Annotated in this window: 26 protein-coding genes and 1 other annotated feature; of the genes, 13 read left to right on the top strand and 13 right to left on the bottom strand. The window is 48.0% G+C overall.

The annotated features are described in order from the left end of the window. Positions 1–31 precede the first annotated feature (31 nt). A complete protein-coding gene (locus tag JOE45_RS11125) occupies positions 32–697 on the bottom strand; it encodes an isochorismatase family protein (RefSeq protein ID WP_210020129.1) in 666 nt (221 codons plus the stop codon). A gap of 421 nt (positions 698–1118) precedes the next feature. Further along, on the bottom strand, positions 1119–1391 hold the full coding sequence (locus tag JOE45_RS11130) for a metal-sensing transcriptional repressor (protein WP_210020128.1): 273 nt from the start codon (positions 1389–1391) through the stop codon (positions 1119–1121). A 203-nt stretch (positions 1392–1594) separates the two neighbouring features. Here JOE45_RS11130 and JOE45_RS11135 point away from each other — a divergent pair, with 203 nt between their 5' ends. From JOE45_RS11135 to JOE45_RS11150, 4 genes are all read left to right on the top strand, one after another. Further along, positions 1595–2938, top strand: coding sequence for an MATE family efflux transporter (locus JOE45_RS11135; RefSeq protein WP_245246867.1), 1344 nt, complete (start codon positions 1595–1597; stop codon positions 2936–2938). A 169-nt stretch (positions 2939–3107) separates the two neighbouring features. After that, on the top strand, positions 3108–4280 hold the full coding sequence (gene chrA / locus JOE45_RS11140; protein ID WP_210020127.1) for a chromate efflux transporter: 1173 nt from the start codon (positions 3108–3110) through the stop codon (positions 4278–4280). 43 nt (positions 4281–4323) lie between these two features. Continuing rightward, on the top strand, positions 4324–4755 hold the full coding sequence (locus JOE45_RS11145; protein WP_210020126.1) for a Chromate resistance protein ChrB: 432 nt from the start codon (positions 4324–4326) through the stop codon (positions 4753–4755). Then, complete coding sequence (locus JOE45_RS11150) at positions 4755–5177, top strand: chromate resistance protein ChrB domain-containing protein (protein ID WP_210020125.1); 423 nt, start codon at positions 4755–4757, stop codon at positions 5175–5177. The genes JOE45_RS11145 and JOE45_RS11150 overlap by 1 nt, the downstream gene beginning before the upstream one ends. 94 nt (positions 5178–5271) lie before the next feature. Here the strand turns inward: JOE45_RS11150 and JOE45_RS11155 are convergent, their stop codons facing one another. The 3 genes from JOE45_RS11155 to JOE45_RS11165 all read right to left on the bottom strand — a co-directional run bounded on the left by JOE45_RS11155 (position 5272) and on the right by JOE45_RS11165 (position 9581). Next, positions 5272–7386 (bottom strand): ABC transporter ATP-binding protein, encoded by a 2115-nt coding sequence (locus tag JOE45_RS11155; RefSeq protein ID WP_245246871.1) that lies wholly within the window; start codon positions 7384–7386, stop codon positions 5272–5274. Then, a complete protein-coding gene (locus JOE45_RS11160) occupies positions 7383–9191 on the bottom strand; it encodes an ABC transporter ATP-binding protein (protein WP_210020124.1) in 1809 nt (602 codons plus the stop codon). Before JOE45_RS11160 ends, JOE45_RS11155 begins: the two co-directional genes overlap by 4 nt. 90 nt (positions 9192–9281) lie before the next feature. Continuing rightward, entirely contained in the window at positions 9282–9581 is a 300-nt protein-coding gene (locus JOE45_RS11165; protein ID WP_210020123.1) for a hypothetical protein, read from the bottom strand. 101 nt (positions 9582–9682) lie between these two features. Between JOE45_RS11165 and JOE45_RS11170 the strand changes: the two genes are divergently transcribed. Further along, the gene (locus tag JOE45_RS11170; RefSeq protein ID WP_210020122.1) at positions 9683–10666 is read left to right on the top strand and encodes a metal-dependent hydrolase; all 984 of its coding nucleotides are present in this window, start codon (positions 9683–9685) and stop codon (positions 10664–10666) included. Between the two features lie 191 nt (positions 10667–10857). Here the strand turns inward: JOE45_RS11170 and JOE45_RS11175 are convergent, their stop codons facing one another. Beyond that, positions 10858–11085, bottom strand: coding sequence for an alpha/beta-type small acid-soluble spore protein (locus tag JOE45_RS11175; RefSeq protein ID WP_210020121.1), 228 nt, complete (start codon positions 11083–11085; stop codon positions 10858–10860). A gap of 149 nt (positions 11086–11234) precedes the next feature. Here JOE45_RS11175 and JOE45_RS11180 point away from each other — a divergent pair, with 149 nt between their 5' ends. Next, on the top strand, positions 11235–11411 hold the full coding sequence (locus tag JOE45_RS11180) for a DUF5325 family protein (protein WP_210020120.1): 177 nt from the start codon (positions 11235–11237) through the stop codon (positions 11409–11411). Positions 11412–11465: 54 nt separating this feature from the next. On the opposite strand, the gene trpS is transcribed toward JOE45_RS11180, so the two are convergent. Beyond that, positions 11466–12455, bottom strand: a complete 990-nt coding sequence (gene trpS / locus JOE45_RS11185) for a tryptophan--tRNA ligase (protein WP_210020119.1) — start codon at positions 12453–12455, stop codon at positions 11466–11468. Between the two features lie 62 nt (positions 12456–12517). Continuing rightward, positions 12518–12802, bottom strand: a binding site (T-box leader). 120 nt (positions 12803–12922) lie between these two features. Between trpS and JOE45_RS11190 the strand changes: the two genes are divergently transcribed. The 3 genes from JOE45_RS11190 to JOE45_RS11200 all read left to right on the top strand — a co-directional run bounded on the left by JOE45_RS11190 (position 12923) and on the right by JOE45_RS11200 (position 16341). Then, positions 12923–14008, top strand: a complete 1086-nt coding sequence (locus JOE45_RS11190; protein ID WP_210020118.1) for a permease — start codon at positions 12923–12925, stop codon at positions 14006–14008. A 29-nt stretch (positions 14009–14037) separates the two neighbouring features. Continuing rightward, complete coding sequence (locus tag JOE45_RS11195) at positions 14038–15000, top strand: TIGR03943 family putative permease subunit (protein ID WP_210020117.1); 963 nt, start codon at positions 14038–14040, stop codon at positions 14998–15000. Positions 15001–15249: 249 nt separating this feature from the next. Further along, positions 15250–16341 carry a GerAB/ArcD/ProY family transporter gene (locus JOE45_RS11200; protein ID WP_210020116.1) on the top strand — a complete coding sequence of 364 codons (1092 nt, stop codon included), beginning with the start codon at positions 15250–15252 and terminating at the stop codon, positions 16339–16341. Between the two features lie 52 nt (positions 16342–16393). On the opposite strand, the gene JOE45_RS11205 is transcribed toward JOE45_RS11200, so the two are convergent. Beyond that, positions 16394–16870, bottom strand: a complete 477-nt coding sequence (locus JOE45_RS11205; RefSeq protein WP_210020115.1) for a hypothetical protein — start codon at positions 16868–16870, stop codon at positions 16394–16396. 98 nt (positions 16871–16968) lie between these two features. On the opposite strand from JOE45_RS11205, the gene JOE45_RS11210 reads away from it, so the two are divergent. Beyond that, positions 16969–17196 (top strand): alpha/beta-type small acid-soluble spore protein, encoded by a 228-nt coding sequence (locus JOE45_RS11210; RefSeq protein ID WP_210020114.1) that lies wholly within the window; start codon positions 16969–16971, stop codon positions 17194–17196. Between the two features lie 187 nt (positions 17197–17383). Here JOE45_RS11210 and JOE45_RS11215 read toward each other — a convergent pair whose 3' ends face one another. From JOE45_RS11215 to JOE45_RS11225, 3 genes are all read right to left on the bottom strand, one after another. After that, the gene (locus JOE45_RS11215) at positions 17384–17752 is read right to left on the bottom strand and encodes an O-methyltransferase (protein WP_210020113.1); all 369 of its coding nucleotides are present in this window, start codon (positions 17750–17752) and stop codon (positions 17384–17386) included. 147 nt (positions 17753–17899) lie between these two features. Then, positions 17900–18292 (bottom strand): VOC family protein, encoded by a 393-nt coding sequence (locus JOE45_RS11220; protein WP_210020112.1) that lies wholly within the window; start codon positions 18290–18292, stop codon positions 17900–17902. A gap of 74 nt (positions 18293–18366) precedes the next feature. Further along, a complete protein-coding gene (locus JOE45_RS11225) occupies positions 18367–20157 on the bottom strand; it encodes a M3 family oligoendopeptidase (protein ID WP_210020111.1) in 1791 nt (596 codons plus the stop codon). 162 nt (positions 20158–20319) lie between these two features. Between JOE45_RS11225 and JOE45_RS11230 the strand changes: the two genes are divergently transcribed. Next, the gene (locus JOE45_RS11230) at positions 20320–20508 is read left to right on the top strand and encodes a YycC family protein (protein ID WP_210020110.1); all 189 of its coding nucleotides are present in this window, start codon (positions 20320–20322) and stop codon (positions 20506–20508) included. A gap of 3 nt (positions 20509–20511) precedes the next feature. Then, positions 20512–20751: a hypothetical protein gene (locus tag JOE45_RS11235; protein ID WP_210020109.1), complete on the top strand. Its 240-nt coding sequence runs from the start codon at positions 20512–20514 to the stop codon at positions 20749–20751. 143 nt (positions 20752–20894) lie between these two features. Here JOE45_RS11235 and JOE45_RS11240 read toward each other — a convergent pair whose 3' ends face one another. Next, on the bottom strand, positions 20895–21596 hold the full coding sequence (locus tag JOE45_RS11240) for a DUF2225 domain-containing protein (RefSeq protein WP_210020108.1): 702 nt from the start codon (positions 21594–21596) through the stop codon (positions 20895–20897). Positions 21597–21614: 18 nt separating this feature from the next. Continuing rightward, on the bottom strand, positions 21615–21986 hold the full coding sequence (locus JOE45_RS11245; protein ID WP_210020107.1) for a globin domain-containing protein: 372 nt from the start codon (positions 21984–21986) through the stop codon (positions 21615–21617). Between the two features lie 434 nt (positions 21987–22420). Between JOE45_RS11245 and ylbJ the strand changes: the two genes are divergently transcribed. Further along, a complete protein-coding gene (ylbJ, locus tag JOE45_RS11250) occupies positions 22421–23671 on the top strand; it encodes a sporulation integral membrane protein YlbJ (protein WP_245246873.1) in 1251 nt (416 codons plus the stop codon). Positions 23672–23673 lie beyond the last annotated feature (2 nt).

Consider the following 23673-nt stretch of genomic DNA (forward strand, 5'->3'; position numbering starts at 1 on the left):
TAAGTACTTGGAACCTTCCAAAAGTTTGCGGCTAGACCATTAACTCTTCCAGTTCATGAAGCGAAATAACCGACGCATATTTGGCATTCATATCAAAAAGATTACTGCAGTGCGAAAAATAAGAACGGTCGAAGCAGCAGTCGTCGATGACAAAGGTGGTGTAACCATGCGAACAAGCGTCGACCGCAGAGGCTCTTACGCAGCCCGAGGTGGAAACCCCGCACAGAACAAGCGTGTCAACCTTCTCCTTTACCAGATAAGCGCTAAGCGGCGTTTGAAAGAAGATGCTTGCCTTCGTTTTGCCCAGCACCCATTCTCCTTCTTTCGGAGCCACTGGTTCCGGAAAATCATTAAACCCCGGCGCTGTATGCGAAGTCCGTTTTGATTTGGTCGCTTTCCCCGTGTAATGAGTGCTGTTGGAATCGCTATGCGTATAGACTATGGGAAGCTGTTTACTCCGAAACAGTTCGATCAAACGGCTTATTCTGGGCATCGCTTCCCATGCCGCGGGTCCGCAGGCTGTCGGGTATTCCAGAATGGCCTCTTGCAAAGAAACAGATTCTGATCCGGTAAACCCGTACGTTACATCAACGACCACAAGAGCTGCCTTTTTTCCTAATTCCAAACCCGTTAGAAATCCCGCCTGTTTGTACGTCACTTGTTCTGCTTCCGGAATCATGCGCATCCATTCTTTCATAGCATCCATACCCCTTTACATTTCATTTGGATTCAGTATCTTCTTCTTGTTTTCCGCATGATTGCCGGAAATAAAATCTAACATTAAGTTAACATTATTTATCTGATTTAGTTAACTTGTGTTCATATTATGTTATATAGTATGACTTGTAAAATAGTTTTTTTCATGGGTTACCATAAGATTTTCTTTTGAAAACACTGCCACTTCATCATTAATGTTATTTAATATTACATTAATATAATTTCATTGGTACTTATCCCTCTTTTCGGTGGTTTCAATATAAAAAGCAGTCGTCGACAGGGAGTCCCTGCAACAACTGCTTTGTGTTTAAATCTTATAAAGTACAAGGAACGCTTAAAGAAGTACAATAAGATCCGCTTGCGCCCAATGTCCCTTCCTATAAATATTCAATACAACTATTTCATCGAATAAATTTATCCAAGGCTTTTTCCAAGTCCGTTAACACCTTATCCTTGTCACCAGTTTCCACACCTTCAATGATGCAGCTTTCCAAGTGATCCTTGAGAATGAGCTTTCCGACGTTATCGAGTGCTGAACGTACGGCCGCGATTTGGATCAACAGTTCTCCGCAATCGCGATGTTCTTTGGACATTTCCTTAATAGCCCGAACGTGTCCTTCGATTCGCGCCAGACGATTTTCTACCTGCTTTCTGTGTTTATGATTAGCACCCATAAAATACCTCCGTATCCGCAACATAGTATATATAACATTACAATAAGCTTGAAACGGATGCAAAAATGACGTGATCCCACTGAGGAATATACCAAGATTTGGGCAATCCCCAGGTTCAAATATTTTAATCATTACATAATATTGACCCATCCCCCCTGGGGGGATAAAATGAGGAAAATATCTCTTTAGAGGATGTGCTTTTTTTGTCTACCACTTTTGGGGAACAAACAACGCATAAACAAAAACTGAGAATCATCTTAGCTTTGGCTATACCCGCAGTCATTGAAAATTTGTTGCAAACCATGGTTGGATTTGTGGACATGTTATTTGTTGCTAAACTGGGTCTGGAAGAAGTCGCAGCAGTCGGCGTTACCAATGCGATCCTCGCTGTATATTTGGCTATATTCTTGGCCATTGGTGTAGGAACTTCTTCCTTGATCGCGCGAAGTATTGGAGCTGGAGAAGTTCAACTAGCTAAGAAAATTGCGGAACAATCGACTTTTCTTGCAATAGTCGTCGGAATCATTTTTGGAATAATCACATTATTCTTTGCGGAGCCACTACTGCGATTAATGGGGGCAGCTCCCCGCGTTACTTCAGAGGGAGCGGTATATTTCCGTATCGTCGGCGTTTCATCCGTTTTTATCTCTCTAATGACGATATTCGGCAGTATTCTTAGATCGGCAGGAGACACCAAGACTCCGATGAAAGTCGGGTTATGGATCAATATCCTGCATATTATTTTGGACTACGTATTGATCTTTGGCGTTGCTGTCCTCCCTGGATTCGGTTTGGCAGGAGCTGCGTGGGCCTCAGTCGTCGCTCGTGTAGTGGGTACGGTTTTATTGTTTCTTTACATTCGCAGATCCTCATTGGCCTTTCCATTGCGGAACGCCCTTTTTCCCATAAAAGAATATGCATTACCATTAGTAAAATTGTCGGTACCAACTACCGTGGAAAGACTTATTATGCGCCTGGGTCAAGTTCTGTATTTCGGTCTGATCATCAGGATTGGTACGGATGTGTACGCGGCTCATATGATAGCTGGCAGCATTGAGGTGTTCGCGTATATGCCAGGTTATGGTTTTGCCGTTGCGGCAACCACACTGGTTGGACAACAACTAGGTGCAGGTCGACGAAAAGACGCTTACTCATATGGGTTACTGACCACAGGGGTTGCTATTGCTATCATGACACTCATTGGCATTTTTCTTTTCTTCTTATCACCTTGGTTTAGCACATGGTTTACCGAGGATCGGCTAGTCATCGATATGATTGTTACAGCTTTGAGAATTGATGCATTTGCTCTGCCGGCGTTAGCTGTAGGATTGGTCATTGCAGGCGCGCTTCAGGGGGCTGGGGACACCAAAAGTCCGATGTACAGTACGGCTATCGGAATGTGGCTGATTAGGATCATCGGAGTATATGTGCTATGTATTTATTGGGACTATGGAATTGCCGGAGTATGGATTTCCATCGCTTTTGATTTATGGATTCGAGCCGTATATTTACTAATTCGGTTTCGCAAGCATATGGTGCAGCAATAATCGATAGATAGGCCTACTCCAATATCCTCCGTGAACTATTACTAGAAAGAACCGGGACACAACGAGAAACTAAACTAGCTTATCTTTTAATACTTTATGGTTTTCTTGCTTTTCCTTTCACCTCTCCATATAATGTAACTATGGTTACATTTATACAGGAGGAACACAGATGAATTCAAATGAAATGTACATAAAGACAGAACCATCTACCTCAGAAGTAAGCCTTTGGTTGATTTTCTGGAATTATGTATTGATTGGACTCAAAGGATGGGGAGGGCCTGTAGCTCAAATCCAAGTGATTCATGAAGATGCGGTAGAGAAAAAGGGCTGGATTGACAACGAAACATTTCGAGACGCGTACGCCGTTTGCGGCATGATTCCCGGTCCTGAAGCAGCGGAGCTATGTATGTACATAGGTTATCTCAAACGGAAATGGCTTGGTGGCATTGCAGCTGGTCTTGGTTTCATGCTTCCTAATTTTTTCTTGATTACCGTGGCCTCCTGGCTTTACTTTCGTTATGCTGGAACTTCGTCCTTGGTACAAAACTTATTATATGGAGTTAAACCAGCGATGGTAGCCATCGTTGCTTTTAGCTTATATCGGCTATCAAAGAAATTCGGCGTGTTATCGAGCGGACAAATGATCCTCATTTCTGCTCTTATGTTAATTCTAGGCTTTCTCACTTCTATTGATTTAACGATATTGTTACTGTTGCTGGGATTGATGTATATGTTCATAAAAAGGAAGGAATGGCGTAAACAAAGGACTTTCTCTGTAAATCCACTTGCGCTAGCTGCTGTTGGTTCCGCCGGATACGCACTGAACAGCCATTTATCATGGTTGTTTTTCAAACTGGGAGCTATGAGTTTCGGAGGAGCTTATACCGTGCTGGCTCTTCTCCAGTTCGAGGCTGTTAATAATTATGGTTGGCTAACCACTGCACAATATATCGATGGATTGGCTATTAACGAATTAATACCTGGACCACTAATTATGGTGGCAGCATTTGTCGGATTTGCGGCTAACGGTTGGTGGGGAGCTGCAATAGCTACATGTTTCATCTTTTTACCTGCTTTTTTAATCGTATTGATAGGTGCTCCTTATTTTGAACAAATACGAGGCAACAAAAAAATAAAAATCTTTCTGGAAGGGATCAGTGCTGCTGTGGTAGGCTTGACTGCCCTGTTCTTGCTTACCTTATCTATCGAAATGTTTCGAGATTGGCTCAGCCACGTATTAGCTGCAATTAGTTTCTTACTGCTCATCCGTTATAGATGGCCCATATGGAGTGTATTTCTTTTAGGCATGGTTTTTGGTACCACTTTAGTTTCGATTGTTTAATAGCTTTACGGATGAGAAAGCGGAAGATCGGAGGAGACCTCATTTGAAAACTTGGCTCTTACTTCACTATAAAATACCTCCTAAACCCACCTCTTCGAGAGTCTATATATGGAGAAAACTAAAAAAAGCGGGAGCATTTCTTATGCAGGATTCCGTTTGGATCATGCCTTATAACATTAAAACACTTGAACAATTTCAATGGTTAGCCATTGAAATTCAGGAGCTGGGCGGAGAAGTGTTTGTATGGAAATCTGAATCCCTCCTACCTGCTCAAGAAGATTCTCTGATCGATCATTTCAATGCTCAAGTCATCCGAATTTATGAAGAGATTGGTTTGGAGCTAGAGCAAGATCATCCGAATTTATCCTTCATTTCACAAAAGTATCAACAGGCGTCGATGCAAGATTATTTTCAATGCGAGCTTGGCAAAGAAATCAGAAAACAACTGCTACAAAAAATGGGGGATGACGAGTAATGAAATGGGTAACTTGGCAAAACGTTGGGGTAGACCGAATGGCCTGTGCCTGGCTGATCAAACATTTCATTGATCCCGAGGCCACCTTTATTTTTGTTCCAGTAGGAGAAAAAAACATTCCGGGTGATGCCGAACCTTTTGATATTCCGGGAGCAAAGTACAGTCATTACCGTGGACATTGCTCCTTTCATACGCTGCTCAGGGAATTTCAATTAACCGATCCCATTCTGCATCGCATCGCGAGAATCGTGGATGAAGCCGATACCGTGCAAGAAATCATGTTGGAGCCTAGTGCTCCCGGATTGGATTTAATCTGCAGAGGTATTCGTCTGGTATCACAGGATGATATTGCTGCATTAGAATACGGTTTTATTTTGTATCAGGGAATATATGAGCAATTAACGGTGGAAAGTAAAAATTGAAAAATTTTAAGGCACCCCATAGTTAAAAGGTACCTTGATTCTTGTTGCAGCACATTAAATCGAAGGTGGTGGCTGTTCTCTGCCGTACCATCTGCTACCTCGCCTTCGGCATAGGCTTTCGCTCCTTGTACTGCAGCTTGTACAGGCGGTGGTAGTAGCCGCGATGTGCAAGCAGCTGGTCATGGTTGCCGATTTCTCGAACCTTGCCATTGTGCATGACGATAATCTGATCGGCATGCTGAATCGTCGACAATCGGTGGGCAACGATCAGTGTAGTCCGGCCGCCTGAGATGTTGTGCAGCGCATCCTGGACGATGAGCTCGGTCTCTGTATCAATATTAGAGGTGGCTTCATCAAGGATTAGAATCTGCGGGCGGAATGCAATGGCGCGGGCGAAAGACAGAAGCTGGCGCTGACCGAGCGACAGATTGATTCCGCGCTCTCCCAGCAGCGTTTGGTAGCCTGCAGGAAGAGAACGAATGTAATCATCCATGTGCACCATGCGGGCTGCCTCAATCACCTGCTCGTCGGTGATGTCTTCCTTGTTTAAACGAATGTTCGAGGCAATATCTCCCGTGAACAGGAATACATCCTGCTGGACGATGCTGATGTATCTTCGTAGATCGTCCAAAGGGAGCTGCCGGATGTCGATACCATCCAGCTTAATGCTGCCCTTCTGAATATCATAGAACCGATTGATCAGCTGAATGATCGAGCTCTTGCCCGCCCCGGTGGCGCCGACGAACGCGATCGTCTGCCCCGGTTCAATCGTAAAGCTGACATCCTTAAGCACCCAATCGTCTCCATTGTAGGCGAACGAAACATTCTCGAATGAAATTTCGCCGCGAATCTCCTGCGGAAGCCTCTTCGGCCGCTTACTATCAACGATCGAAGGCTTTTCATCAAGCATATCGAAGATCCGCTCGGCCCCAACCATGGCCGTCTGGATTTGATTATATTTCTCGGCAAGGCTCATGAGCGGTTGGAAGAACTGCCTCACATAATGAGTAAAAGCATACACAACCCCGAAGGTAATACCACCTTCGATAACGCTGGCACCGCCATACCAGAGCAGCAGCGCGATGGCCAGATTGCCAAGAAATCCTATGGCAGGCTGGAAGATCGAGTTGATGACCGTTCCCCGCATACCCGCTTGATAATGCTCCGTATTATGATGATCGAACTGCTCACCCTGCCGTTCCTCTCGAATGAACAGCTGTGTAATCCGTATGCCGGACAAATTTTCCGCCAGGAACGAATTAAGCCGAGACAGAATCATCCTTGTTCTTCGCTGTGCGTCCCTGATGACGGAACGATACCAGAAGGTAAGGACGGCAAGAAAAGGAAGCACCGCGAAGGACAGCAGCGCCAGCTCCATACTAAGCTGTAGCATAACGATTACAATTCCGATCAGCACGATGACATCCTTGATCAGGTTGACGACCACCTGCGAGTACAGCTGGTTGAGCGACTCCGTATCCTGCGTTACTCGAACCACCAACCGTCCCACCGGATTTCGGTCGAAGTACGACATGGACATCCGGCTTAAATGATTGAAGAGCTGCTCTCGAATATTGAAAATAATCCTTTGCCCGGTATACTGCAGCAGGTTGCCTTGGAGATAGCTCAACAGCGCGGCCCCTACAACAGCCACCAAGAACACGGCGCCCAATAGAAGAAAGCCTGTATAATCCTGGCTCCGAAACGCTTCCAGCGCGATGGGATCCATCAGCTCTGCACTCCGAGTTGAGCCTGCAGCTCGAATCACAGGCTTACCGCCCTCTTCCGTCATTACCGCCTGCTCTCGCTCCCCCGGCAACCATCCGTCGGCTAACCAATCCTTGCCGTCAACGCGGACGATCTGGGCTTGCGCCGTACCCGGAGGCATGGAAGCGGCAGCAGCCTCTGCTTCCTTGGGCTCCAGACGAACATAGGCTTTACCGTTCCATTCCGTCACACTGCCATATACTTCAAGACTCTCAGCCTGTCCCGAGTCCGCCGACAGCATCGGTTTATGTAGGCCATTAATATGCCCGTCAATCGCTACTTTAATGAGATAAGGGCGCGCAAGGTCGGCTACCACGATCAGAAAGGACAGGATAATGCAAAGCAGTATCATGCTCCAATAGGGCTTGGCATATGCCAAAAGGCGAACCAGCAGCTGTCTGTCCTTAAAACTTTTGACTTCTTTCTCCACATGAATATTCAAGTGCGTGCACCTCCCTGCAGCAATCGTGCGGATGCAAGCTCTTGAGCTTTCCCGTCCTGGCGCTCGGCCTCTTGATTCAACAATTGTTTATGGTGCATATCCGCATAAATCCCGTTCAAGGCTACGAGGTGCTCATGATTGCCCCGTTCAACAATACAGCCTTCGTCCATGACGATGATCTGGTCGGCGTGTTGAACCGATGAAATACGATGCCCGATGATGATGGTCGTCCGTTTATTCATGAGCGACTGCAGCCCTTCGAGAATCAGATCCTCAGTAATCGTATCTACGGCAGACAAGCTGTCGTCGAAGATCAGTACCGACGGCTTCTTGATCACCGCCCTGGCGATGCTGACCCGCTGACGCTGGCCTCCTGACAGCGAAATTCCCCGTTCTCCGAGGGCCGTATTAAATTGATGCGGAAACTCGACGATATTGTCATACACCTGAGCGATTTTGGCCGCTTCAACCACCTGCTCGTCGCTATACGGCTTCGGATCGAAGCCGATATTGTCACGGATCGTAGAGGAGAACAGGAATTGATCCTGTGGAACGATTCCGATCTGGCCGCGCAGTGTCTTTAACGGAATCTCATGAATATCATGGCCGTCGATGAAGACCGTGCCCTTCGGCGGATTATACAGCCTTACAAGCAGGTGCACGAGCGTACTCTTTCCGCTGCCCACCCGTCCTACAATGGCTAGACTCGACCCTTTCGGTATCGCCAGAGATACATCCCTCAGCGTAGGCCGGTTAGCTTCCGGATACGCGAAAGTTAAATTACGAATCTCAATATCCCCGTTAATATGTCCATTATCCGGTTTGGCGACGACATCGTCCACAATATCCGGCTGCGTATTAAAAATTTCCAGCAATCTCAGCTCTGACGCTTTGCCACGCTGCAGTAAATTCACCACCTTGCCCAGGTTCTCAATCGGACCCATGAGCAGAGACAAGTAAGTGTTAAAAGCGACAAATTCACCAAGCGTGATGATATCCTTCAGCACCATGATCCCGCCGACAACGACGGAGACGAGAAAGCTGAAGCCCACGATGCCTGCACTCAGCGCCCCGAACAGTGAGTTCGAGCGGACAAATCTCCTGTTCATATCAACCGCATGCTGGTTGTCTTTGGCGAAAAGCTTCCGTTCCGCTTGCTCCTGAATGAATGCTTTAACGACACGAATACCAGCCGTAAATTCCTGCACACGGCTGGTAAGGTCAGAGATGGCGGCCTGCATGTCCGTTGACTGCTGCATGATTCGCTTATTGAAACGGTATGCAAGCAAGCTGAGAAGCGGCAGCGGGAACATGGTTAACAGGGTCAGCCACGGGTTGACGGAGCTGACCATTGCTGTAACGGACACAATGATCAGGAATAGGGCTTCCATGACGTTGAAGTACCCCTGCATGGTCACCTCCCGAATGACACCCACATCGCTGATGGCGTGGGACATCAGATCGCCAATCCGGCGATTATTGAAATATTGGGCTGATAGCTTCTCCCAATGCGCGAACAGCTCTCCGCGTACACGCATCTCAAGCTGACGGGAAAGACGAAACAAATAAATGCGGGAAACGGAACGGAAGAAAGCGATGCCCAAACCTACTGAAGCCATCGATATTGCAAAGCTCACGGCCTGCTCGTAGCTTAATACACCCAACTGGAGGCTATCGGTAAAACGGCCGAGCAGCCACGGAATAAACAGCTGCAGTATGGATGATATGGACAATAATGCAAACCCTATAACATAAGGCCATCGATTGGCCTTGATGTGAGCCAAGAATATATTTTTCCTCTCCATCCGTATCCTCCCGCGCTGGTTTGATAGCTATAGTAAGGTTACCGTGATCAAGAAAAAGAAACCATGGATTTCTTTACCGCAAACAATGGACTATTTTACTTTTTTAAACTGCCATATATGTATTTTTGCTCTTCCTCCCGGGACCCATTCATCATGAAGCCTCCAAGGATTCGAATTCTCCTCCACAGCAGTAATGCCGGTTCTCGATTCCTTCAACGAATGATACGCTTCCTCACTAAGCCCGCTCCAAATTTCAACAAACAGATTGGGCTGCTCGCTCCCTTCATACACCTCCAACTGCGGATGCTGCCCCTTGATTCCTTCCATCCATTCGAGATATTGATCGCGGTAACCCTCTTCAATCCTGTATTCCACAAAAACGATACACATTTTTTTCACCTGCCTTGCTTTATTTTATTGAAGAAAATGATACACTAATAATGGTGGGCTGCAATAGACTAATGAAAAAAAGTTGTTTCAGGAGGTTAGTCATGGACACCGGAACCCATCTAGTGATTGGACTTGGACTGGCAGGACTTGCCTATATCGATCCCGTCGTTGCCGCCAACTCGACCGTTGCCACGGCAGTATTGATCGGCACCGTGGCAGGCTCGCAAGCGCCCGATTTGGATACGCTGCTGCGGCTCAAAGGGAATGCCGCCTACATTAAAAATCATCGGGGAGTTTCACACTCAATTCCTGCCCTCTTCATCTGGACAGCGCTCATTTCCGGCTTGCTGTGGCTGTTTTTTGGCAATTTGCCCATGGCACATGTGACGATGTGGGTATTCATTGCCGTTGTCTTCCACGTGTTCACGGATTTGTTCAATACCTATGGAACGCAAGCACTCAGACCGTTTTCGAGCCGCTGGGTGTCATGGAATATCATCCATATTTTCGACCCGTTCATTTTCTTGTCCCACGTTCTGGCGATATTCTTGTGGGCCCTTCATATTGTAAGGCCCGAGGTGCTCTTTCCTTTATTGTACGTATGTATTGCCGTCTATTATATATGGAGGGCGTGGGTTCACCATTACCTCGAATCACGGCTGTACAAACAAGATTCGTCTTATAAGCCCGGCGATCGATATACGTTGATTCCAACGGTGCATCTGTACCATTGGCAAATCATAAAGCACGGAGCCGATGGCTGGTTCACGTTAGGAGAATATAAGAACGGTGCAATCAAATGGATCGACCGGGTAACTTGCGACGCCCACCCTGCCGTCGATGCTTCCAAAAGTCATCCGAACATTGCCTCGTTCTTGTATTTCACCTCCTATGCCTGTGCCGAAGTAAAAGAGCACCCGTGGGGGTATGAGGTTCGCTGGGCGGATGTGAGATATCGGCACCGCAAGCAATATCCTTTCGTCGCCGTCCTGATGATGGACAAAAGGTTCAATACATTGGATTCCTATGTCGGTTGGCTCAGCGAATCCCGTCTGGAGAAAAGGCTGCGCGTGGATTTATATTAAGCTATTTTTAGTAAATAGCGGATTTAGGTGCTTATGGCGGCGTTTAGGCAGGGATTTGTGTCAGAAGCGTCGAATGAAGTACTCTTCGATCCGCTATTTTGTTTGAATCGAGCTTGTACCCGCCTGTTAGAAGCGCGTCAAAAAAGCTCAAGGATTTCTCCCTGAGCTTATATTGACGAAGCTTCTCACTATTAGCGAACTTGGCCACCAGCAAGGGTTTGCTCAGCGATTTGCACCAGGCGGCGAGTGATGTGTCCACCAATTGCACCGGTGTCGCGAGTTGCCATATAACCGTAATACCCATCTTGCGGAATTTGGATCCCCAGCTCTTGAGCTACCTCATATTTCAATTGTTCCAATGCTTGAGATGCTTGTGGTACCACCAAAATGTTGTTGTTACGAGATTGTCCTGCACCCATCGTTAAGCACTCCTTTCAATTGAATGATGTCTTTGATGTATTTGCAAGCTTGCAAGCTTATTATGTGTTACAGCCTTAGATCTATACGCATTTTTTGAAAAAAAAATTTAAGTTTCAAATGTTATCGTGAAAGGCAGGTGTCATGCGTTATGAGTAAAGGACTCGGATTGTTTTTTGCAGTAGTCGGAACGGCACTGCTGGCATCCATTAGCTACTTTATGTCGGCAGGAAAGCCTTGGATGGCGATCCTTTTCGGGATTATTTCCTTAGTTTTTATCGGCTCGGGATTTGTAGTAAAGGCGAAACAGAGAAAATCAAAAGAATAGGAGCCTGCCGGGCGGCTACTCAACCTTCCGCCGCGGACAGACTCCTTACCCAAACTACAGCACCACATAACCCATTTTTTCTTTGACTTGACGGAGTACACGCTCTGCTTCCGCTTCCGCCTTCTGCTTACCTTGGCGCAAGACCTCATGCAGCTCGCCGGATCCTCTGATTTCGGCGTACCGCTGCTGAATCGGCTCGAGCACCGCAACCACGGCTTCGGCCAAATCTTTTTTAAAGGGCCCATAGCCCTGTCCATCGTATTGTGCCTCGATTTCACCGATTGATTTGCCTGCACATTGCGAATAAATGCTGATGAGGTTGCTGACTTCCGGCTTGTTCTGCGGATCGAACTTCACCTCACGCCCGGAGTCAGTGACGGCACGGCTGATTTTTTTACGGATCACATCCGGCGCGTCCAGCATGGCAATGTAGCTGCCTGAGTTCGGATTGCTCTTGCTCATCTTCTTAGAACCATCGTCGAGCGACATAATGCGCGCCCCCACCTCGGGAATGTAAGGCTTTGGTATGGTGAACGTATCACCGTAACGTCCGTTAAAGCGCTGAGCCAAATCGCGGGTAAGCTCCAAGTGCTGCTTTTGATCGTCCCCTACCGGTACCAGATCCGCGTTGTACAGCAAAATATCGGCAGCCATCAGCGAAGGATACGTGAACAAGCCTGCGCCTACAGATTCCTTACCTGCGGATTTATCTTTGAATTGCGTCATTCGCTCCAGCTCGCCCATATACGTGAGCGTTGTCATCAGCCATCCGAGCTCCGCATGCGCGGCTACGGTCGATTGCAAAAATACAGTCGCCTGCTTCGGATCGATCCCCGAAGCCAAATAAAGCGCCGCAACTGCCTCCGTCTGCTCCTTAAGCGCAGCTGGATCCTGCGGGACTGTAATGGCGTGCAAATCAACCACCATAAAATAACAATCATGAGTATGCTGAAGCCTGACATAGTTTTGCAGCGCACCGATATAATTGCCCAGCGTCAGCTGGCCGCTCGGCTGCATTCCTGAAAGCACTCTTGGGTTGGACATGTTTCGTTTACCTCCCTTTAACATTACCTATTCTTTTTTCCCACACAAAAAGGCCCTCCGCCGCAAGGGACGAAAGACCGTGGTACCACCCTAATTCGCTCGACTGCCTCCCGGATATTCACGGAAGCTGGATGACGAGCCTTGAAACTCCTGTAACGGGGAGACGCCGGATCGGCATACAAGTGTACTGGACATTAATCATTGCTTACCCGGAACAGGGCCCGCCAGCGCACGTTCAACCATCAGCTCAAGGATCCATTCGTACGACCGCCGCCCACCGGTTTACACCTTCCACCGGCTCTCTGAAGAGCTTGCTCCCGCCTACTTGTTCCCATCATCGCTTATTAGACGTCATTGTACCGAACCGTCTTTCCGCTGTCAACCTTCATTCCTAAAATCTTGTCCTATATACGTCTCCTACCGCATACTATATAATAATTATTACGATATACAAGGAGACATGACCAGTGCAAACGATTATTTATCGATGGGTAACCAACATCCTTGCCGTTCTGTGCATAATGATGCTCTTTCTTATTTATACCCAAAAACAACCGCCCGACCTTTCGTTCATCACATCCGACAGCATCCAAAATTTCAAAACGCTCTTTATCAGCATTATTCTTGAGGCGCTGCCCTTTGTCCTGCTTGGGGTGTTCGTCGCCGCCCTGCTGCAGATGTTCGTCTCGGAGCAAACGATCCGCCGCTTGACTCCGAAAAATCCGGTGCTCGGCGTCATCTTCGCTTGCGTGGTGGGCATCATCTTCCCGCTGTGCGAATGCGGCATGATTCCGGTCATCCGCCGGCTGGTCCTCAAAGGCATGCCGGTTTACATAGCTGTCGTATTCATTCTTGCGGGTCCAATCATTAATCCGGTCGTGTACGCCTCGACCTTCATGGCGTTCCGCAGCCGGCCGGAGATCGCTTATTCACGGATGGCGCTGGCCTTTATCGTGGCTGCAACCATCGGTCTGATCATCTATCGTTTCGTCAAAAGCAATCCGCTGCGCGGGTTCTCTAAAGCAGTTCACGCGCACAGTCAAGATCACGGACATGACCATTCGCATGAAGCACACAAACATGAGCACCGGAACGACCACGTGCATGGCCATAACCATCACCAAGAGCACGGCCAAAGCAAGCCAGGCCGCATGTTCGCCATTCTCGGTCATGCATCCGACGAATTTTTCGACATGGGCAAATATTTGATATTCGGAGCATTCCTCACCGCCGTCATTCAGACCTTCATGTCCCGCGAGAGCCTCGTATCGATCGGAGAAGGGGAAGTCAGCTCGCATCTGTTTATGATGGCGCTAGGCTACATCCTGTCTCTCTGTTCTACATCCGACGCCTTTGTAGCTTCATCCTTTACAACCACGTTCCAGCCCGGTTCGCTTCTGACGTTCCTCGTCTTCGGACCCATGCTCGACGTGAAAGGAACACTCATGCTGCTGGCCGCCTTCCGAGCCAGATTCGTAGCTCTGCTCTCAGTCTTGATTGTTGTTGTCGTACTCGCGACATCGCTGATTTTTGAACACATCTTTTTCATGTAAAAGTAAATTACAAACAAGGAGTGTACGCCGTGAACCCTCGAGTGCTTAGCCTGCATCATATGTTAAAAGCGATCATTTTGTTGGGTTTTGCCGTCTATATTGCCTATCTCGTCAAAACGGACCTCATCCTCCTGTACATTGCGCCGCGCATGGTCGATTATGTCAAATGGTCCGCTATCGCGTTCTATGCCGTAGCTGCATACCAAATTTATCAGGGCGTGAAAACCTTTCCCGGTTCGTCAAAAGCCTCCTGCGATTGCGACCACGACCATCTTCCCTCGCGCTCTCTCCTGAAAAATTCAATCGTTTACGGGTTGTTTGCTTTCCCGCTGCTGATCGGGTTTCTGCTCCCGGACACCACGCTCGGAAGCAGCCTGGCCGATAAAAAAGGGATGAACCTGAGCAGCTCAATCTCCGTCAAGAAGGATGGTCTCGCAGCTAATGGCGCCTCAAGTGGCGGAGATACCTTATCGGACTCCAATGCAGAGAACTCTTTAAGTCCAGAGCCTAATACCCCAAGCGCGACTGAAGGAAGTGCGGCAGCGGATGACGAGATGTTCCCGTCCGACAAATTTACGGAGCACTATGCCAATTACGCGAAGAAGTTGTACCAAGATGACCTGATCCAAATCAAAGAAGAAATTTTCATTGAGACGCTCACTTCCGTGGATCTGTATCTCGACCGGTTTATAGGAAAGAAGCTGGAGATGACGGGGTTTGTGTACCGACAGGAAGAGATGAAGACCAACCAGTTCGTGGTCGGACGCTTCTCCATCCAATGCTGTTCGGCCGATGCCGCTCCATTCGGAGTGCTGGCGGAATATGACCGAGCGCCAACGCTTGCGGACGACAGTTGGGTTACGGTAACGGGAACCATCGGCAAAACCACATACAATGACATCGAGATCATGGTATTGAAGGTGGAGAAGATAATCAAGGCCGAACCCTCCAAAAATCCTTACGTGTATCCGAACTTCGATTTTGGCGTCTAGGCTGAACTACATAGGTCAAAGAATAAGGCTCTCCTTGCTACCTGGATTTTTTCGGGTCACTCGGAGGGCCTTTATTTTATGGAACTGACGGGCGGCTTAGTACAAGCAGCGGAGCTCATGTTTGTAATATTTTGATCTAAAGAGGACACCATATGAAATAAATTCCAATAAATAATCATTGAATATAAGACATTTTTAAAGTCGCTGGTATGTCTTATTTGGAATCTGTAAGTGAGGGGGAAAATCATTATGCTGGAAACAGGTAAAATTGGTGTTCGGCAGTTCACCGTGTTAACCATTCTATTTACCATTGGAACTTCCATCTTGATCGCTCCTTCCGGACTATCCGAGGTTGCAAAACAAGATGCTTGGATTGCTTCTATTGTTGGGATGGGGTTAGGACTACTGACCATACCCTTATACAATTCATTAGCGAATCGTTTTCCCAATATGACAATCGCTGAATATAGCGAAGCAATTTTAGGCAAGTGGTCAGGTAAGACCGTTTTTCTTTTATACTTTACCTTCATCTTCTTGCTTACGGCTCAGATGCTCTCGAACTTAGGGTATTTTATTACAACACAAATCATGCCGGAGACCCCCATTCAAGTTGTTATTATTCTGTTTATATTGGTTACGATTATGGCGGTACGCCTTGGGCTTGAAGTATGGACTAGGGCTGCAGAGATTTTTTTCCCTTGGGTCATCCTGCTTTTTTTGCTGCTTGTTGCAGCACTTCTGCCTGAGGTGAAATTATCAAAAATACAGCCTGTTTTTGAAGGAGGGCTGAAACCTGTACTGCATGCTGCCATCAATTTTTTTGGCTTGCAGCAAAACGTTATTCTCTTAATGGTTTTTCCCTATGTCAATCAAAAAATAAAAGCTGGGTCAGCTTTTCTCACGGGAACGCTGCTTGGGGGAATGTTTCTAATCATCATTACATTGTTATCGATCTTAGTATTGGGAGAGGACATCACAACAAGAAATGTTTACCCCAGCTATTCATTAGCTAAAAGAATTGGACGACTGGAAGCGGTGATGGCTGGACTTTGGTTTATTTCAATCTATTTTAAAATAATAATTTGTTTTTACGCTTCGGTTATAGGACTTGCTCAAATATTCAATTTGAAAGAATTTCGACCATTACTTTTCCCACTGGGAATCATCATGCTCGTCCTCTCTCTTCTCGTATATCCAAACTTAGTATATATCCAACTATTTATTGCAAAAATATGGACGCCTTATGCATTGACATTTATGTTATTTTTGCCTTTATTTTTATTAGCAGTAGCGGTGATGCGAAAAAAGTTTGAACCGACAGAATCGGATAAAAATAGATAATAACCATTGGGAATACCGTGTTGGACTTTAGCAGCACGTAACTCGGCTCCAACTACTGAAGAAGCCTTTTTACCGTCTCCACGGTATCTTTGTAGTAGGGACGGTAGTCGTCCAGCCCTTCCGTAAAGCGAAGAAATTCCAGCCCAACCGCACGGACCTGGCTTACATATTCCACTTTATCTACCAGGTAGCTGGCAAGCCTGCGAGGAGGCAGGTCCTGCCGTTCCTCTACCTCTGTCAGTTCCAGTTCATTCGAAGAGAGATGACGGACGACGAAAGAATACGCCCGGCACTCTGGATCGCCGCAGCCACAGACGAAAAAAGGTACTTGATGCCAGAGCTCCGCATCTGTCCATCGATTGGGCTCGACATCCTCGTGCATACTCAGAAGCAATGCGGGCAAACCAACATCTATGCAGAGCGGCTCCTCGATCAAGATTTCCCCATCGGCTTCCATCCTTACATCCGCATGGATAATCTGCAAATCCGCATCGAACGACCATCCGCTGCAAATCAAGATAAAACTCATTTATTCCTCAACTCCCGCATGGACATAATTACCATCTTTTCGAGCGTGTATAATCTTTACCTTGGAACATACTACCTCAATGAACGGAGGTGAGATCAATGGGACAAGGACAATCTCGCAACAACAACATTTTGGTCGTTCCTCAAGCTTCCCAAGCTTTGGACCAAATGAAGTATGAAGTTGCTCAAGAGCTTGGCATTCAAATTCCTCAAGACGGTTACTATGGTTTCATGGCAACTCGTGACACTGGGGCAATTGGTGGCCACATCACACGACGTCTGGTTCAAATTGCCGAACAACAATTAGCTGGCAAGTTCACAAGATAATGTGCTACCCAAATACTTACCATGGGCGGCTCCGGGACGGGGTCGTCTTTTTTGTTTCGCATATACTCTAGATTATAACGGAAATAAGGCGTAAATATAAAGAACAGGCCCCGGAAGTCTCCGAAAGCCCGTGCTTGATAACGAACGATTCATTAAATAAAAAAGAATAATGGCGTGAAACTGCTTTTTAATGCTTCGGGCCGTTGTACAAGCTGGCCATATTATAATTCGATTCAAAGATCACACTCGTGCAAAGCAAATTTTGGCGCATGGCGAACTCAAATTGGATTTCCCCGTGCGTCCAGCATTTGAGCTTTAACGATTCTAACGCGGTTTGGCGAAAAGAATGCTGATGGGTTTCCGATAGTCCCGGTTCCGTTTTCTTCAGCTCTGCCCCCTTCGTTTCCAAAGGAAAATGACGGACTCCGAATTTACCGATCATATTATTTCGGATTTGGACGAATACCGTACCTGATGTGAGCTGCGCAAGTTCCTCCTTCAATTCGCGAAAAACCAGGTCCAGCTGTCTAGCCAAAGGCAACTGATCTAAAATCACATTGTTTCCCCTTTCTTTTTGAATTACTGTAATATTTTGTATAAATATGTCTGTAGACCCATTATAGGTCATAATATCTAATTATTCAACATAAAATTTCAAAATTTTTATAAAAAATACAGGGATGTTAATCCCTGTAAAAATTAGTTAATTATTATCGCATATGTCGCTGTTCAGCTCAATAATATTGCGGTCTGGATCCAATATATAGATTTGCGGAAACCCCGCACGGGGATGCGGCCTGGCATCGTAATCGATACCGCAGGAATCCAGCCATGCCACAGCTTCCTTGTAGCTCCTCACACGAATAGCCAAATGTCCGTCACGCGAATGGATACCGCTCTGTCTAAGCGTCTCCCCCGGATGAACGATCAGATGCAGTTGCTGACCTTCGCTGCCAACAGTAAACCACGCTCCCGCAAAATCAAACGGAGGCCGCTCTATTTCTTCAAGCCCCAACACTTCTTTATAAAAAGCCTTGGAGCGCTCCAAATCGCGAACGCACAAGCTGACGTGATGAATCGAGTGAATGGATAGCATGCTTATCACCTACCTTCTTCATCGATTACCTCTACTCCAGTTCGTTCTTTCTAGAAATTTCCACTACTTTAGCCCTACTCAGTCAATCGCAAAAATTCGTGCACGTCGGCAATGGAGATGTCCATAGCCTGCTGCCAGAAGTCCGGCTTCCGCAGATCAATACCAAGATGCTTGCTCGCCAATTCTTCGACGGTCATACGGCCGGTATCGCGAAGAAGCGCCACGTATTGATCCTCGAAAGCGGCTCCGCGACGGAGCGCTTCCGCATACAGCCCAGTGCTGAACATGTAGCCGAACGTATAGGGGAAATTGTAGAACGGCACTTCCGTGATATAGAAATGCAGCTTCGACGCCCAAAAATACGGATGGTATTCATCCAGCGCTTCTCGGTATGCCGTTTTCTGCGCGGAGAGCATCAGCTCATTCAGGCGTTCCGTGCTGACGAGTCCCTTGCGGCGCTCTTCGTAGAATGCCGTTTCGAATATGAACCGTGCATGAATGTTCATATAGAAAGCAACGGAGCGCTGAATCTTGTCTTCGAGCAGTGTCAGCCGCTCCTCGTCCGTCGCCGCCGCCTTTACCGCCGCATCGGATACGACCATCTCCGCGAACGTAGACGCCGTCTCCGCCACGTTCATCGCATATTCTTGGGCAAGCGCCGGCAGGTCGTTCATCACGTACTGGTGATAGCCGTGTCCTAGCTCGTGAGCGAGCGTCGACACGTTCGAGGCCGTTCCCGCGTAAGTCATAAAAATGCGCGTTTCTTCGCTGATCGGAAACGATGTGCAGAAACCGCCTGGCCGTTTGCCTGGGCGGTCTTCTGCCTCAATCCACCCGTTCTCGAACGCCTTGACGGCAAAATCGGCCATCTTCGGGCTGAAGCGGCGGAACTGCTCCACAATGAGCTGTGCGCCTTCATCATAGCTATAATGGATGTCTCCCTGCCCGACCGGAGCATCGACATCATGCCAGCTCAGCCGCTGTATGCCGAGCAGCTTCGCTTTCCGCTCCAGATAGCGGACAAAAACGTCTTTGCTGCCTTCGATAACGCCCCACATCGCATCCAGCGTCTCTTTCGACATCCGGTTGATATCAAGTGGCTCTTTGTGAATCGAGTCCCATCCGCGGCGCTCATAAAGCTTGACTCGGAAACCTCCGAGATGGTTAAGCGCGTCTGCGCAGTAGTCGGCATGCTCCGCCCACTTCTCCTCCCAGCTATGGAAAAGCGTTTCCCTTACCGCTCGGTCCGGACTGTGCATCTTATTCGCGGCCTGACCTGCAGACAACTCTGTAACGACTCCGTTCTCCTCGAACGGTACACGAAATTTGCTGACCGTTGTATTATAAAGCTCTCCCCAGCCATGGTACCCGTCAACGGCCAAATCGTAAACCAGCGCTTCCTGCTCCGGCGGCAGCTTCTCCGCGGCCAAAGCTCTGCGCTCCTCAAGTGGATAAGCAATATCCTGTAGCTCCGGATGCTGCAGCAGCGCCGTCCACGCTTCGCTGCCGATCTTCGTCAGAAGGTCATCAAACCTTGTACTGGCGGAAGCATAGGAAGCACCGATCGTTCTCACCTGTCCCGCAAGAATAACCGCCTGTTTGTCATTCTGATTTTCCGCTGCCAGACATGCCGTAAACGAATCTGCCTCACGTATTTTTAGCGCCGCTGTTTGCAGAAGACGGATCAAGGGCAGCAACGTTGCTGCCGAATCCGATGCATTCGGAATGGTCAGCTCCCCGAGCGCCCGCTCCATAGCGGCGATATCCGCGCGAAGCCCTTCCAAAAACTGCTCAAAAGCCTGAGAATGGCTTCCTCCCTTAAAAAAACGATTCAAGTCCCACGTTTGTGGCAATGGACTCCGCATAGGGTAACACCGCACCTTTCGTATAATATGTACTCCTTTCCATTAAACCACAATTCAGGCTCAAGCCCAAATATGCTGGTGCCCCATATTTTCGGTTGAATTGTAGGTCCTGAATATGATTAAATGGAGACTATAGATCTTTAGGACTGGAGGTTCCACTCGATGAGACCACTTCCCATTTCTCCGGAAACGGCCCAGAGACTGGCCAAGGAGCTAAATGTTCCGCTTGAACATTTAATGCATATGCCACAGCATATTTTGATGCAAAAGCTGGCTGAGCTCGCCAAGCAAAAAACGGATGAAACCACAAAGAACGATGCGCCGGATTCCGGCAATTCGAGCCCGGAGTAGCGGATGATTCCTTTTGCCCATACCTGGCCGTATGATCGGATCGGACAAGACGTATACGTCCAAAGCTGCCCCTTCTGCCAAGCAGCCAATGTGCTGCTGACGCTCAAAGCGAAAGATCTCGCAGAGCTTCGAGAAGGGGTAAAAAGGTTGCTCGTCTTCCCCTGCTGCCGAAACAAGTTGACTCTGGTCGATGCTGACCCAGATTACCTGCTAGCGGACCGCCCGCTTCGCCGAAACGGCTGATTCGGCTTTCCCGCTTTTATCACGGCCGGCAAAATCGCTATAACATTTTATCCGGATATTTCCACAATAAAACAAAAAGCTTAAAGCTCTTACAGACCGGGTTGGTGTGCGGAAGCTTTGAGCTTTATATGATTACAAATTTCCTATAAGTTTTCGAGAATATCTTCCTCGAACTCCACTTCGTCCTCCCGCATATCCTCTCGGGTCAATACCCACTGCTCGCGACAGGCACGGATCATGGCAGCATCCGTAATGCTCTTGTCATTAATAACGCGGCCATACCATTTCACCGCTTCCCTGTAATGCTTCAACCGCCGGTTCAGCTCCCCCAGCAAGTACATCAACCGGGCGTTGTTCATTTCTCCCCCTTCCGTCTCGAATGCGCGGGTATATTCCTCAAGCGCGTATTGGAGGAATCGCTTCTCCTGCTCTTTATCGCCCTTCTCGCGATATAACCATCCGATGTGATGCAGCAGCCCCGCGGTAACTCTGCCCTGTTCTCCCACCGTTTGTGCACAGAGAAGCGCAAGCTTGAAGCTATAAATAGCCTCATTCCACGTTCGAGGGCCGCCATAATCCTTGTAGCTCCATTGGTCGGCCACCTTCTCTTTGAACGCATTTTTTTGTGCAAGCGTCAATCGGTCCTTCGAATTCTCCGTGCTGGCAAAGCCGCATTGAGGACAGATACGAACCACATAAAAGTTCGGGTTAATCTCTTTATACTGTACGCCAAAATCCGTATCCGTGCTCGCCACCTTCTTAAAGCTCGGACGGACGCGAGAACTTTGAAAATTCGTTTCGCAATGAGGACATACCACTTTCACTTGAAATAACGGTTCAACCATGGAGCACCCTTCCTTCAATTAGCTTGAGCTGTTGATAAAATGATAAGCGGGCCCCTTTAGCCTCTCCAGCACGGCAAACTGCAGCTCCGGATCCCATCCGGTCTCCTGAAGCGCCTGCTTCATACAGCCGAGCCAAGCTTCGGCCCGCTCGGGTGTTATGGGGAAGGACATGTGCCTCGCCCGCATCATCGGATGTCCGTAGGCCTCCGAAAAGAGCTGCGGCCCCCCAAAAAACTGCGACAAAAACATATATTGATTCTCGATCACCGGGCGGATATCTCCCGGGAACAAAGGGGCAAGCAGAGGATGCTCTTGGACCTTAGGATAGAACGCCTCTACCAGCTTCCGGATCCCTTCCGCCCCGCCCATCGCTTCGTAAAACTCAGACATATTCGGATTCCTCCCCAAAGGACTTAACGGATGCGTCGTCTTTAAGGGACGCGCGTGATCATCAAAGTGATTCAGATCATCTGTAAACAAAAAAAGATGCTAAGCCATAAGCCTTAGCATCGGTATACTGGCCAAAACCCTATACATATGGACATGGGAAAAAAGCTTACACATCCTCTTCACCCGAAGACATCAGCGATTCCCTTATAACATAAACAAAAGCGCATACGAGAATTCCAGCAATTACACCCGACATAAGGATCACTCCTATTCTCATATTGGTACTATTGTACCATAGAAAACCGTATAATTCAGCCCCTATGTTTGCTTTCTAAAATATTTTTGAAAAATTCACACTTCTGTTCGGGCATGTCTATACCCGCCACTTCATATATCAGAATGACAAGCTTTTTATAGTTAGGAGGTGGGTGCCGATGCGTACGAAAAACTCTCTTATGATCGCCGCGGCGCTGATCGCCGTTACGTTTGCTTTCCTGATGCTGGCTTTCCCGACAGAATCCTTTCATGCATCGCTGAAAGGAATGTCCATATGGTGGGATGTACTTTTCCCGGCGTTGTTTCCTTTTTTCGTCATTTCCGAAATCATGCTCGGTGTGGGCATGGTTCATTTCTTCGGTACCCTTTTGGATCCTCTGATGCGGCCGCTGTTTCGTGTGCCGGGCATCGGCGGCTTTGTGATGGCGATGGGCTTTGCTTCCGGATATCCGATCGGAGCCCGTCTCACCTCGCAGCTTTGGGAACAGCGCCTGGTGAACCGGGAGGAGGGAGAACGTCTGGTCGCCTTCACAACATCGTCGGACCCGATCTTTTTGATCGGAGCCGTATCGGTCGGTTTTTTTCACAATCCGGCGCTGGCCGCCGTCCTGGCTGCGGCCCATTACGGCGCCGCCATCCTGATCGGTCTGCTGATGCGGTTTCACGGACAGCCATCGCGGGATAATAAACGAAAGAACAAAGCCTCTTCGACGAACATACAGACTAGAGCTTCCAGAACCCGTATTTGGTACCGTGCTTTCGAGGCGATGCATGAAGCCCGGCTCAAGGACGGACGTTCGTTAGGCGTTATGCTGGAGCAAGCGATCTACTCCGGTTTAAATCTAATGTTTGTCGTCGGCGGCTTGGTAGTCTTTTTTTCCGTAGTCATGGAGGTGATGACTTCATCTCATGCCATGATCTTTTTTTATGCTGCGATCGACTCCGTACTTCAACTATTCGGCATGCCTATCTCCCTATCCCAAGCTGTAGCTAACGGATTTTTTGAAGTCACCTTGGGTGCCAAAACTGCCGGGGCCGCGGAAGGCATTCCCCTCATGTATCAAGCCGCCATCGCGGCGTGGGTTTTGTCTTGGGGCGGTCTTTCCGTTCATGCGCAAATTATCAGCATTCTGCATCATACCGACCTTCGCTACATACCATTTATCGTTGCCCGGTTTATCCACGGCCTGCTGGCCGCTGCATTAGTTATTGTTCTCTGGAAACCTCTGGCGCCCGATCACGCGAACCTTACCGCCTTTATCCCTATTCCGGATGTTACACGTCCCATAACTACGCTGCTGCAGCATACCCTGCCTGCCGCGGTCCTCACATTCACCTCGGTGCTGGGCATCCTGCTTCTGCTTTCCGCTTGTTTCTTTATAGGAAAAAAATGCATCAAGAGTTTCTAATT

Source organism: Paenibacillus sp. PvR098, from assembly GCF_017833255.1.
GTDB lineage: Bacteria > Bacillota > Bacilli > Paenibacillales > NBRC-103111 > Paenibacillus_G.

Coding starts and splice junctions, on each gene's coding strand:
- JOE45_RS11125 (WP_210020129.1), bottom strand. CDS start 697: ATGAAAGAATGGATGCGCATGATTCCGGAAGCAGAACAAGTGACGTAC.
- JOE45_RS11130 (WP_210020128.1), bottom strand. CDS start 1,391: ATGGGTGCTAATCATAAACACAGAAAGCAGGTAGAAAATCGTCTGGCG.
- chrA (WP_210020127.1), top strand. CDS start 3,108: ATGAATTCAAATGAAATGTACATAAAGACAGAACCATCTACCTCAGAA.
- JOE45_RS11150 (WP_210020125.1), top strand. CDS start 4,755: ATGAAATGGGTAACTTGGCAAAACGTTGGGGTAGACCGAATGGCCTGT.
- JOE45_RS11160 (WP_210020124.1), bottom strand. CDS start 9,191: ATGGAGAGGAAAAATATATTCTTGGCTCACATCAAGGCCAATCGATGG.
- JOE45_RS11165 (WP_210020123.1), bottom strand. CDS start 9,581: ATGTGTATCGTTTTTGTGGAATACAGGATTGAAGAGGGTTACCGCGAT.
- JOE45_RS11170 (WP_210020122.1), top strand. CDS start 9,683: ATGGACACCGGAACCCATCTAGTGATTGGACTTGGACTGGCAGGACTT.
- JOE45_RS11175 (WP_210020121.1), bottom strand. CDS start 11,085: ATGGGTGCAGGACAATCTCGTAACAACAACATTTTGGTGGTACCACAA.
- JOE45_RS11180 (WP_210020120.1), top strand. CDS start 11,235: ATGAGTAAAGGACTCGGATTGTTTTTTGCAGTAGTCGGAACGGCACTG.
- trpS (WP_210020119.1), bottom strand. CDS start 12,455: ATGTCCAACCCAAGAGTGCTTTCAGGAATGCAGCCGAGCGGCCAGCTG.
- JOE45_RS11200 (WP_210020116.1), top strand. CDS start 15,250: ATGCTGGAAACAGGTAAAATTGGTGTTCGGCAGTTCACCGTGTTAACC.
- JOE45_RS11205 (WP_210020115.1), bottom strand. CDS start 16,870: ATGAGTTTTATCTTGATTTGCAGCGGATGGTCGTTCGATGCGGATTTG.
- JOE45_RS11210 (WP_210020114.1), top strand. CDS start 16,969: ATGGGACAAGGACAATCTCGCAACAACAACATTTTGGTCGTTCCTCAA.
- JOE45_RS11220 (WP_210020112.1), bottom strand. CDS start 18,292: ATGCTATCCATTCACTCGATTCATCACGTCAGCTTGTGCGTTCGCGAT.
- JOE45_RS11225 (WP_210020111.1), bottom strand. CDS start 20,157: ATGCGGAGTCCATTGCCACAAACGTGGGACTTGAATCGTTTTTTTAAG.
- JOE45_RS11230 (WP_210020110.1), top strand. CDS start 20,320: ATGAGACCACTTCCCATTTCTCCGGAAACGGCCCAGAGACTGGCCAAG.
- JOE45_RS11235 (WP_210020109.1), top strand. CDS start 20,512: ATGATTCCTTTTGCCCATACCTGGCCGTATGATCGGATCGGACAAGAC.
- JOE45_RS11240 (WP_210020108.1), bottom strand. CDS start 21,596: ATGGTTGAACCGTTATTTCAAGTGAAAGTGGTATGTCCTCATTGCGAA.
- JOE45_RS11245 (WP_210020107.1), bottom strand. CDS start 21,986: ATGTCTGAGTTTTACGAAGCGATGGGCGGGGCGGAAGGGATCCGGAAG.
- ylbJ (WP_245246873.1), top strand. CDS start 22,421: ATGCGTACGAAAAACTCTCTTATGATCGCCGCGGCGCTGATCGCCGTT.